This window comes from Methylophaga sp. (assembly GCF_965655755.1).
Taxonomy (GTDB): Bacteria; Pseudomonadota; Gammaproteobacteria; order Nitrosococcales; family Methylophagaceae; genus Methylophaga.
On sequence record NZ_CBFHHW010000001.1, the window covers coordinates 50,113 to 59,181 of the forward strand.

The 9,069-nt window shown below is 45.6% G+C and carries 15 protein-coding genes and 1 pseudogene; 4 read left to right on the forward strand and 12 right to left on the reverse strand.

All coding sequences use genetic code 11. The features are described 5' to 3' along the window. Nucleotides 1-191: 191 nt before the first annotated feature. The gene (folA, locus tag ACTF5U_RS00240; RefSeq protein ID WP_438969615.1) at nt 192-683 is read left to right on the forward strand and encodes a type 3 dihydrofolate reductase; all 492 of its coding nucleotides are present in this window, start codon (nt 192-194) and stop codon (nt 681-683) included. On the opposite strand, the gene ACTF5U_RS00245 is transcribed toward folA, so the two are convergent. Beyond that, nucleotides 673-906 (reverse strand): TIGR02647 family protein, encoded by a 234-nt coding sequence (locus tag ACTF5U_RS00245; RefSeq protein ID WP_438969616.1) that lies wholly within the window; start codon nt 904-906, stop codon nt 673-675. The genes folA and ACTF5U_RS00245 overlap by 11 nt on opposite strands. 135 nt (nt 907-1,041) lie before the next feature. On the opposite strand from ACTF5U_RS00245, the gene ACTF5U_RS00250 reads away from it, so the two are divergent. Beyond that, nucleotides 1,042-1,386, forward strand: coding sequence for a pentapeptide repeat-containing protein (locus tag ACTF5U_RS00250; RefSeq protein WP_438969617.1), 345 nt, complete (start codon nt 1,042-1,044; stop codon nt 1,384-1,386). Here ACTF5U_RS00250 and tatC read toward each other — a convergent pair. The 10 genes and pseudogenes from tatC to hisB all read right to left on the reverse strand — a co-directional run bounded on the left by tatC (nt 1,377) and on the right by hisB (nt 6,552). Further along, on the reverse strand, nt 1,377-2,111 hold the full coding sequence (tatC, locus tag ACTF5U_RS00255; protein WP_438969618.1) for a twin-arginine translocase subunit TatC: 735 nt from the start codon (nt 2,109-2,111) through the stop codon (nt 1,377-1,379). The genes ACTF5U_RS00250 and tatC overlap by 10 nt on opposite strands. Further along, entirely contained in the window at nt 2,104-2,388 is a 285-nt protein-coding gene (gene tatB, locus ACTF5U_RS00260; protein ID WP_438969619.1) for a Sec-independent protein translocase protein TatB, read from the reverse strand. The genes tatC and tatB overlap by 8 nt, the downstream gene beginning before the upstream one ends. Before the next feature lie 19 nt (nt 2,389-2,407). After that, nucleotides 2,408-2,653 carry a Sec-independent protein translocase subunit TatA gene (gene tatA / locus ACTF5U_RS00265; protein WP_438969620.1) on the reverse strand — a complete coding sequence of 82 codons (246 nt, stop codon included), beginning with the start codon at nt 2,651-2,653 and terminating at the stop codon, nt 2,408-2,410. Nucleotides 2,654-2,662: 9 nt separating this feature from the next. Beyond that, a complete protein-coding gene (locus ACTF5U_RS00270; RefSeq protein ID WP_438969621.1) occupies nt 2,663-3,001 on the reverse strand; it encodes a histidine triad nucleotide-binding protein in 339 nt (112 codons plus the stop codon). Then, the gene (locus ACTF5U_RS00275) at nt 3,001-3,318 is read right to left on the reverse strand and encodes a phosphoribosyl-ATP diphosphatase (protein WP_438969622.1); all 318 of its coding nucleotides are present in this window, start codon (nt 3,316-3,318) and stop codon (nt 3,001-3,003) included. The genes ACTF5U_RS00270 and ACTF5U_RS00275 overlap by 1 nt, the downstream gene beginning before the upstream one ends. After that, nucleotides 3,315-3,695 (reverse strand): phosphoribosyl-AMP cyclohydrolase, encoded by a 381-nt coding sequence (hisI, locus tag ACTF5U_RS00280; protein WP_438969623.1) that lies wholly within the window; start codon nt 3,693-3,695, stop codon nt 3,315-3,317. The genes ACTF5U_RS00275 and hisI overlap by 4 nt, the downstream gene beginning before the upstream one ends. After that, entirely contained in the window at nt 3,695-4,468 is a 774-nt protein-coding gene (hisF, locus tag ACTF5U_RS00285) for an imidazole glycerol phosphate synthase subunit HisF (RefSeq protein ID WP_438969624.1), read from the reverse strand. Before hisF ends, hisI begins: the two co-directional genes overlap by 1 nt. Nucleotides 4,469-4,476: 8 nt before the next feature. Continuing rightward, nucleotides 4,477-5,227 (reverse strand): annotated as a pseudogene (gene hisA / locus ACTF5U_RS00290) (1-(5-phosphoribosyl)-5-[(5-phosphoribosylamino)methylideneamino]imidazole-4-carboxamide isomerase). Nucleotides 5,228-5,255: 28 nt separating this feature from the next. Then, nucleotides 5,256-5,897, reverse strand: a complete 642-nt coding sequence (hisH, locus tag ACTF5U_RS00295; protein WP_438969625.1) for an imidazole glycerol phosphate synthase subunit HisH — start codon at nt 5,895-5,897, stop codon at nt 5,256-5,258. Nucleotides 5,898-5,958: 61 nt separating this feature from the next. After that, on the reverse strand, nt 5,959-6,552 hold the full coding sequence (gene hisB, locus ACTF5U_RS00300) for an imidazoleglycerol-phosphate dehydratase HisB (protein WP_438969626.1): 594 nt from the start codon (nt 6,550-6,552) through the stop codon (nt 5,959-5,961). A gap of 97 nt (nt 6,553-6,649) precedes the next feature. Here hisB and fnr point away from each other — a divergent pair, with 97 nt between their 5' ends. After that, on the forward strand, nt 6,650-7,399 hold the full coding sequence (gene fnr / locus ACTF5U_RS00305; protein ID WP_438969627.1) for a fumarate/nitrate reduction transcriptional regulator Fnr: 750 nt from the start codon (nt 6,650-6,652) through the stop codon (nt 7,397-7,399). A gap of 113 nt (nt 7,400-7,512) precedes the next feature. Beyond that, nucleotides 7,513-8,232, forward strand: a complete 720-nt coding sequence (locus tag ACTF5U_RS00310) for an OmpW/AlkL family protein (protein ID WP_438969628.1) — start codon at nt 7,513-7,515, stop codon at nt 8,230-8,232. Nucleotides 8,233-8,282: 50 nt separating this feature from the next. Here ACTF5U_RS00310 and murJ read toward each other — a convergent pair. Then, nucleotides 8,283-9,069 (reverse strand): murein biosynthesis integral membrane protein MurJ (gene murJ / locus ACTF5U_RS00315; protein WP_438969629.1); only part of this gene is annotated, 787 nt, incomplete at its 5' end.

Below are 9,069 nucleotides of genomic sequence, written 5' to 3' on the forward strand. Positions count from 1 at the left end.
AACATCTTAACCTGATTGTGACCTGTTGATAACTCTGATCATGCGTAACCGATTGCCTGTGGACAAAACAACGACTTATCCACAGGTAAAGTTATCCACAGTTTGTGATCGATCTTATTGGGCGTTTATACAGGAGTTATTATTAACCTATTTACGGTATCCTTTGCAGATAATTTTAGACGGAAAGAACTATGAATGTAGCAATCATTGTGGCAATGGATGAACGAGGCTTGATTGGTAAAGAGAATGATTTGCCATGGAAAATTTCTGCGGATCTACAGTATTTCCGTCGAACTACAATGGGTAAACCCATTATTATGGGCCGTAACACACATGAATCAATTGGCCGGCCATTACCGGGAAGACAAAATATTGTTATTACTTCCCAGCTTGATTATCAGGCGGAAGGTTGTGATGTGGTGCACTCTATTGAAGAGGCGCTGGCATTATGCGCCGATGCCGAAGAAATAATGGTAATGGGCGGTGCTTCGCTCTACCAGCAGACATTGCCTTTGACCGATAAACTCTATCTGACCAAAGTGCATGCCCAGCTGGATGGTGATACCTGGTTTCCTGAGTTGATAGCGCAGGATTGGCAATTGGTGAGCTCAGAAGACCATTACGCCGACGACAAAAACGAGTTTGATTACAGCTTTGAGTTATATCAGCGCCTCAGGACGTAATAATTCTCAAAGCATGTTGTAGATGTTCTGCTGCTTCATAACCCAGGTCTGTGAGGTAGCCGCCATCATGTTGGGTAATTAATCCTTTTTCAAACAGGATCTGTGCGGCCGAAATCAGTTCCTCTTTCGCGCTATTGTGAATTTTGATACCTGCCTGAGTGCTGTCCAAAGGAAATTGCAGTAATACTTCAATTTCATCAATCAGCTTTTGCTTGATGGTCATTCGTGTCGCCTCTTTGCGTTGATGTTTCAGTTAACATAGCATAATAAAACCAGTTGCGAAGCGACAATTTTCAGTCATTTACAATCATACTGAACAGGTTGTAACCTTAAGCAAATCAATCATTGGAGAGTGATTATGACTAGGCCTGTTATATCGGACGATCCCCTTTACCGTTTATTACGTGAAGGTAAGATTGATGAGTTTAATCAACGGATTGCTGCAGGTGAGCAAGTGGATTTAACCCACTGTGATTTTCGGCATCTCAATCTTCAGGGGTTAGAAACAACCGGCCTCGACCTCAGTGGCAGTTACTTTCGTCAGGCGGACCTGCGTGGTGTTGATTTTAGTCGATGCCTGAGTCTGGAAGGTGCCAGTATTCATGCGGCAAAAATTTCAGGTGCTTATTTCCCTAAAAAGGTAAACGCGCAAGAGATTTTATTATCACTGGAACATGGCACCCGGATTCGCTATCAGGAATAGTCTTCCTGTTGCTTTTTAGGTAACCAGCGGGCACTGATGAGGCCCAGTTCAAATAAAAGCCACACAGGCAATGCCAGAAGGGTTTGCGAGATAACATCCGGTGGTGTTAATAGCATGCCGATAACAAATGCACCGACAATAATATAGGGCCGTTTTTGTTTGAGGCTCTCTATAGTTGATGCGCCAGTCCATACCAGTAATACCGTTGCGATAGGCACTTCGAATGCTAAACCAAAAGCGAAAAATAATTTCAAGACAAAATCAAGGTAACTGCTGATATCGGTCATGACGGCCACCCCTTCCGGTGCAGCCTGCGTCAAAAAGCCCAATACAAGAGGAAAAACCACGTAAAAGGCAAATAAAATACCGAGGAAGAATAAAAGCGTACTGACAAACAATAATGGGAAAACCAGTTTCCGTTCGTAGTCATACAGCCCCGGCGCAATGAATGCCCATAGTTGAAATAGCAAAAAGGGCACAGCCAGCATAATGGCTGTACTCAGCGTTAATTTGAAAGGTGTCAGAAACGGTGAGGCGACTTCGGTCGCGATCATTGAGCTGGTTTCCGGCAGATGTCTGAGCAGCGGCTCTGACAGAAAAGTATATAAGTCGTTTGAGAAAGGAAACAGGCAAACGGCGATCAATAACACCGCCAGAACTGCCCTTAATAAGCGGTCACGCAGTTCAACCAGATGAGAAATCAACGGCTGCTGATCGTCATCCATCCTGGTTTTTATCCTTTGGTTTATTGGTGCTGTTGTTGTCAGGGAATGGGATGTTTTCGTTCAGATCCGGCATATTGTCGGGTTTTCTCAAAGCATCTTTAAGCTCTTGTGCACGCAGCTCTTTGGATATTTCATTGCGGATAGATTGCAATGAGGATTGCGCGCGCCCAATCCATAAACCGGTCACGCGGACGAGTTTAGGCAGACGTTCTGGGCCGACAACAATCAATGCCACTATGGCAATTAGTAAAATTTCCCAGAAACCGATATCAAACATAGCTGACCTGTGGGTTCATTTAGCGGGACGTTTTATCCTTGCTCTGCTCGTTGTGTTGGTTATTGGCAGCGTTATCCTCATGCTCTATAACACCCTCTTTTTCCTCTTCTGCAGCGTCTTTTCCTTCCTGCATTGAGTCTTTGAAGTTTTTGATAGCACTCCCCAAATCACCGCCTAATGAGCGTAATTTTTTGGTGCCAAACAAAAGCACAACAATCACCAGAATAATGAGTAATTGCCAGATGCTGATTCCGCCGATACCCATAATAAACTCCTATTTAAAGCCAGGCAGTGATTGACCACCGAGTAGATGAAAGTGCAGGTGATCGACTTCCTGCCCACCGCCTGGTCCGGTATTAACAATGGTCCGGAAACCGGTATCCAGGCCCTGATTTTTTGCTAAGTCAGGCAATGTTAATAACATATGTGACAGCAAATCCGCATGCTCGTGCGTAGCTTGATCCAGACGAGCAATATGAATTTTGGGGATGATCAGCAAATGCACATCAGCTTTCGGGGCAATATCTTTGAATACATACAGTTTGTCGTCTTCAAAGACTTTATCTGATGGGATATCGCCATTGAGAATTTTACAAAACAGACAGTCATTCATTATTTGCTCCTACTGGCTTTTTCTTCTATTCCGGATAGGCCGAAACGACGCTCCAATTCGTTGAGAATCAGTTGCGGATCGATATCATTATGCGCCAGTAAAACCAGACTGTGAAACCATAAGTCCGCCGTTTCATAAATAATTTCATCACGATGACCGCCTTTGCCAGCAATAACGGTTTCTACCGCTTCCTCGCCGAGCTTTTTCAATATTTTATCGGTACCGGCAGCATATAAACCGGCGACATAGGAGCTGTCTGCATCGGCTTGTTTACGCTGCTGTAGAACCTGATTGAGTTTGTCGATAATATCGCTCATGAGTAAATCTCTTTCGGATCTTTCAGTACGGGCTCAGTCGCTTGCCAGCGACCCTCTTCCAATTTGTTGAAAAAACAATGATGGCGTCCAGTATGGCAGGCAATGCCGCCTTTTTGTACAACTTCTAATAAGACAGCATCGTTGTCACAATCCAGACGAATGGATTTGATGATTTGTTGATGACCAGATTGTTCGCCCTTGTGCCACAATTTTTGTCTGGAGCGGGACCAGTAGACGGCATGTCCCGTTTCTGCACAAAGCTTCAAGGCTTCTTTATTCAGCCATGCCAGTGTAAGTACTTGTTTGGTTTCAAATTCCTGGGTGATAACGGGCACTAAGCCATCATCATTCCATTTTACTTGTTCCAGCCAGCCCATCAGAGACGAACCTCAATACCTTGACTGGCCATCTGTTGTTTGGCTTCTTTGACGGTGTGCTCACCGAAGTGAAAAATACTGGCAGCCAATACGGCATCGGCATGCCCTTGTTTGATGCCGTCAGTCAGATCCTGCAGTTTACCGACACCACCTGAGGCAATCACGGGTACATCAACAGCATCACTGATAGCGCGAGTAAGTTCGAGATCAAAACCGGACTTGGTGCCATCTTTATCCATGCTGGTAAGTAAAATTTCACCGGCACCCAGTGCCACCATTTTTTTAGCCCACTCAACTGCATCGATGCCGGTAGGTTGCCGACCACCATGGGTGAATATTTCCCACTTACTGGTTTCATTTTGAGCCGATACTTTCTTTGCATCAATTGCGACTACGATGCACTGGGAGCCAAATTTTTCAGCTGCTTCACGGACAAACTCTGGATTTTTTACTGCGGCGGAATTGATACCGACTTTGTCAGCACCGGCATTGAGCATGCGACGAATATCATCCACCGTCCGAATACCACCACCGACGGTCAGCGGGATAAACACCTGACTGGCTACGGCTTCGACCACATGAATCATAGTGTCACGCTCATGATGCGTGGCGGTGATATCAAGAAAGGTGATTTCGTCAGCACCTTGCAGATCATAGCGTTTGGCGACTTCTATCGGATCGCCGGCATCACGGATATCAACAAACTGCACGCCTTTAACAACGCGGCCTGCGTCGACATCAAGGCAGGGAATAATACGTTTAGCAAGGCCCATAAGCGTTATCAGAATTCCAGTGGTGGATTAAGTTTGTCCGCCATTTCCTGGCCTTTCTTGAGATCGATTGTGCCTTCGTAAATAGCGCGACCCAAAATAGCCCCCATGACACCCTCACCTTCTGCAGCACATAAGGCTTCAATATCATCATAGTTGGTGACACCACCCGAGGCAATCACCGGGATCTGAATGGCGTTTGCCAGTTTACGGGTGGATTCGAGATTCACACCCTGCATCATGCCGTCTCGGCTGATATCTGTGTAAATGATGGCTTCAACACCGTCTTGCTCAAATTGCTGTGCAATATCAATGACATCGTGATTGGATAGTTTTGACCAGCCATCAATCGCTACTTTACCGTCTTTGGCATCAAGACCGATGATGATATGACCCGGAAATTCAGCACAGACATCGCCGACGAAATGTGGCGCGTTGATCGCTTTAGTACCCAGAATGACATAACGAACACCAGCATGTAGATAGGTTTCGATGGTTTCTTCAGTCACGTATACCGCCACCGACCTGTACGTCCAGGTCAGGAAATGTTTCACAGACTTTGTGGATAACATCTGCATTGACCGGGTTACCGGCAAAAGCACCGTCCAGATCTACCATATGCAGTCGTTTTGCCCCTGCTTCTACCCATTGTCGTGCCACCGCAACAGGATCTTCAGAGAACACCGTATTATCTTCCATACGCCCCTGACGCAAACGCACACAGTGACCTTGCTTGAGATCAATGGCAGGGATTAACAACATATCTTTTTCTCCGTTAATTGGGCGGTGATCAACTCTGACCGTCCCAGTTTACAAAATTTTCGAGTAATTGCAGGCCAGCACGTTGGCTTTTTTCCGGGTGAAACTGGGCAGCAAAGACATTATCGCGCTGTAATGCCGCAGCAAACGACTCAGGGTACTGGCTGGTGCCGGCCACCACGTCGTTATCAGTGGGGCTCACATAATAGCTGTGAACAAAATAGAATCGACTATCCTGTTCTATCTTACGCCATAAAGGGTGGTTATCGGATTGATGAACCTGATTCCACCCCATGTGTGGGACTTTAAGTTTATTACCGTCAGAATCGACCAGCTTTTCGAACCGTTTTACATCACCTTTAATGATATCGAGTCCGTCAGTGCCATTATTTTCTTCACTATGAGTCAATAAAGCCTGCATACCGAGACAAATGCCGAGGAAAGGTTTGGTTTCGGAGGCTTCTTTGATGACGTCATCTAGTCCCAGCCGTTTCAGTTCAGAAATGCAGTCGCGAATTGCGCCTACACCGGGAAATACAATGTGGCTGGCGGATAGAATTAATTCAGGATCAGAAGTAACCTCAACAGCTACCTGATTGGAAACGGCTTCCAGAGCCTTTGATACAGAACGAAGATTGCCCATTCCATAGTCGATCACTGCTACGCGACGCATGTTATACCTGTTTGCACTTTTCTTTGATTGGAAGAAGCTGATAATTTTTCAGATTAAAAAATTATAACGCCCCTTTCGTAGAAGGTAACTGTTCCAAGGCTCGCTGATCCAAAGCAACAGCCATTCGCAAAGCACGACCAAAGGCTTTAAATATTGTTTCAGCGATGTGGTGCGCATTGCGACCTTTCAGATTATCGATGTGTAAGGTCAGACCGGCGTGATTGACCAGTCCCTGAAAAAACTCATAAAACAAATCCACATCGAATTCGCCAATTTTGTCACGGGTGAAAGTGACATCGAATTCAATTCCCGGACGACCCGATAAGTCCAGCACTACGCGGGACAAAGCCTCATCCAACGGAACATAGGCATGACCATAACGTACGACACCCTTTTTATCGCCCAGTGCTTTTTTTAAAGCCTGGCCGATGGTAATGCCGATGTCTTCCACCGTGTGATGCGCATCAATGTGCAAATCACCATTAGCCTTAATACTGAGATCAAACAGACCATGACGCGCTATCTGCTCCATCATGTGATCGAGGAAGGGGACGCCTGTTTCGGCGTGGAATGAACCGCTACCGTCCAGGTTGAGAGAAACCTCAATTTGGGTTTCCAGCGTATTTCGCGCTACTGTCGCGCTACGAGTGGTCATTGTGAGTCCTGAGTTTAATAATAAAAAGAGATAATAACTGTTTCGAACAAGGGTTTGAAGGGGTATTATATGCCATGTCGCATATATAGGATCCACTATGGCCCAGTCGAGCAACGTTACTCCGTTATTCAATGACCTCGCCAAAGTCGAACATGACCACAATATTGCCTGTCAGGACTGTGCTTTATACAAGCTCTGCCTACCATTAGGCCTGCATAGCAATGATCTTGCTGAGCTGGATAAAATTATTAAGCGTAGTCAGAGTTATTCACGTGGTCAGTCTTTATTTAATAACGAAACACCCTTTCGATCTATCTTTGTTGTCCGCTCTGGATCATTCAAAACGACGGTGCAAGCCAATGATGGGCGTGAACAGGTTACGGGGTTTTATTTTCCAGGTGAGTTCATCGGTATGGATGCAATTTATGAACAGGCCTATAAATCGACAGCTAAGTCGTTAGAGAGCAGTTCCGTCTGTGAGCTTCCTTTTGAAAAGTTGCAAGAATTCAGCGCTACAATGCCGCAACTGCAAATGCAGTTGATGTCTCGTCTCAGTCGTGAACTTTCGGGTGATAAAAGTCTGATGTTTTTATTAGGCAAAAAAACGGCTGAAGAAAAACTGGCTACATTCCTACTTTCAATATCCAAACGATTTCAGGATCGTGGCTTTTCATCTAAGGACTTCCAGCTCACGATGTCGCGCGGTGATATTGCCAACCATCTGGGACTGGCTGTTGAGACGGTGAGTCGGCTGTTTACGCGGTTTCAGGATGACGGTCTGATAGATATTCAGAATAAAGCCATTTCTTTGCGTGATGCCGAGCGACTCAAACAACTCTGTGGTTAATTTTTTACACCAGCACATCTTTTATTGATCCAGGTCAATGCGATAATTGCTGTCTTCTACGACAATATTTCTCAAGTTGATGGAAATGATATTGTCCGTGGAGGAATTAAAAAGTGAAAACAACAAAATTAGCTACAGCCCTACTTGCTGCGATTGGTTTATCAGCCCTGACCGCCCCTGTTTACGCCTATGAGGCGGGAGATTGGTTGGTTCGTGGTCGTGTGATTAACGTTGCACCGAATGATGATAGTGGCCGTTTATATACGGATGCACTCTCGCCTGGAAGCTACGCTAGTATCGGTGAAGGCGTAAAGGTTGATGATGATACCGTGCCCGAGCTGGATATTACCTACATGCTTACCCGCAACTGGGGTGTTGAGCTGATTCTTGGTTTTTCAGAACACAATGTTGATGTACATAAAGGTGCTGAGACTACGGCCAGAGGTTTAGGGTTGAATGGTTCTAGTCAAGTAATAGAATCTAAGGTTCTACCACCAACGTTGTTGCTTCAGTATCACTTCCGACCTGATGGCGATGTCCGTCCTTACGTTGGTGCTGGTATTAACTACACCTATTTTTTCGATGAAAAAGTCCCAAGTGATTCACTGGTCGCTGCTGCAGGAGATGACATCAAGCTGGATAGCTCTTGGGGATTGGCAGTTCAAGCTGGTGTCGATGTTGCGATTAACCAAGATTGGTTTGTGAACTTTGATGTCAAATATATTGATATCGATACCGAAGCTCATTTTGACGATACTGCTGCCGGTCGCCTAAGAATCAATACTGATATCGATCCCTTTGTTTGGGGCGTAGGTATCGGCCGTCGCTTCTAACACAATTATTTGTCCTCGTAGTGCTTAGGCCCTCTTCGGAGGGCCTTTTTTTATCGAGTGATCGGGCGAATCAGGTTTTTGATTTTGATACCAAATAAGGCCAGCAACAGGAAGTAAACGGCAGCAGAACCTGCAATCAGACCAAAAAGTTGTGCACAGCGTTGCCAAACATCCCAGTCTCCCCAGACATCAGCTGCAGGCATTAACAGCAGTAACATCATCAATAATCCAAGATTCGATATCAACAGTTTGATACCAAACTTGGCCCAGCCAGGGTTGGGTGAGTAGACGTTGCGTTTTCTGAGGCCGATATACAGCAGTGAGGCGTTGAGCGCAGCAGACAAAGCAGTGGCTAAAGCGAGACCAACGTGTGCTAGATATATCATCAGAATAACGTTGAGCACCATATTGCTGACCATCGCAATAATGCCGATTTTCACGGGCGTTTTCGTATCCTGACGGGCAAAATATCCTGGTGCTAATACTTTGATAAAGATAAAAGGCAGTAAGCCAAGTCCATATGCCATCAGGCTCAACGAGGCTTTGTGGGCATCACCGCTACTGAATTCGCCATATTGGAACAAGGTAATTAATAGCGGTTCCGCTAATACTATGAGTCCGATTGCTGCTGGCATGCCCAGTAAAAATACCCACTTTAATGCCCAGTCGATAGTGTCTGAAAAGGCCTCTGCGGATTTTGCTGCATGTTGTTGTGACAAGCTGGGCAGAATGACGGTGGATAAGGCAATACCAAACACTCCCAAAGGAAATTCAACCAGACGATCAGAATAATACAGCCAGGAGATGCTGCCTGTGACCAGAAACGAAGCTAATAAA

Bases quoted from the DNA above. Each gene is read 5' to 3' on its own strand.
- tatC (WP_438969618.1), bottom strand. From the start codon at position 2,111: ATGGATGACGATCAGCAGCCGTTGATTTCTCATCTGGTTGAACTGCGT.
- fnr (WP_438969627.1), top strand. From the start codon at position 6,650: ATGGCCCAGTCGAGCAACGTTACTCCGTTATTCAATGACCTCGCCAAA.
- hisB (WP_438969626.1), bottom strand. From the start codon at position 6,552: ATGACCACTCGTAGCGCGACAGTAGCGCGAAATACGCTGGAAACCCAA.
- tatA (WP_438969620.1), bottom strand. From the start codon at position 2,653: ATGGGTATCGGCGGAATCAGCATCTGGCAATTACTCATTATTCTGGTG.
- tatB (WP_438969619.1), bottom strand. From the start codon at position 2,388: ATGTTTGATATCGGTTTCTGGGAAATTTTACTAATTGCCATAGTGGCA.
- ACTF5U_RS00250 (WP_438969617.1), top strand. From the start codon at position 1,042: ATGACTAGGCCTGTTATATCGGACGATCCCCTTTACCGTTTATTACGT.
- ACTF5U_RS00245 (WP_438969616.1), bottom strand. From the start codon at position 906: ATGACCATCAAGCAAAAGCTGATTGATGAAATTGAAGTATTACTGCAA.
- hisF (WP_438969624.1), bottom strand. From the start codon at position 4,468: ATGGGCCTTGCTAAACGTATTATTCCCTGCCTTGATGTCGACGCAGGC.
- folA (WP_438969615.1), top strand. From the start codon at position 192: ATGAATGTAGCAATCATTGTGGCAATGGATGAACGAGGCTTGATTGGT.
- ACTF5U_RS00270 (WP_438969621.1), bottom strand. From the start codon at position 3,001: ATGAATGACTGTCTGTTTTGTAAAATTCTCAATGGCGATATCCCATCA.
- hisH (WP_438969625.1), bottom strand. From the start codon at position 5,897: ATGCGTCGCGTAGCAGTGATCGACTATGGAATGGGCAATCTTCGTTCT.
- ACTF5U_RS00275 (WP_438969622.1), bottom strand. From the start codon at position 3,318: ATGAGCGATATTATCGACAAACTCAATCAGGTTCTACAGCAGCGTAAA.
- hisI (WP_438969623.1), bottom strand. From the start codon at position 3,695: ATGGGCTGGCTGGAACAAGTAAAATGGAATGATGATGGCTTAGTGCCC.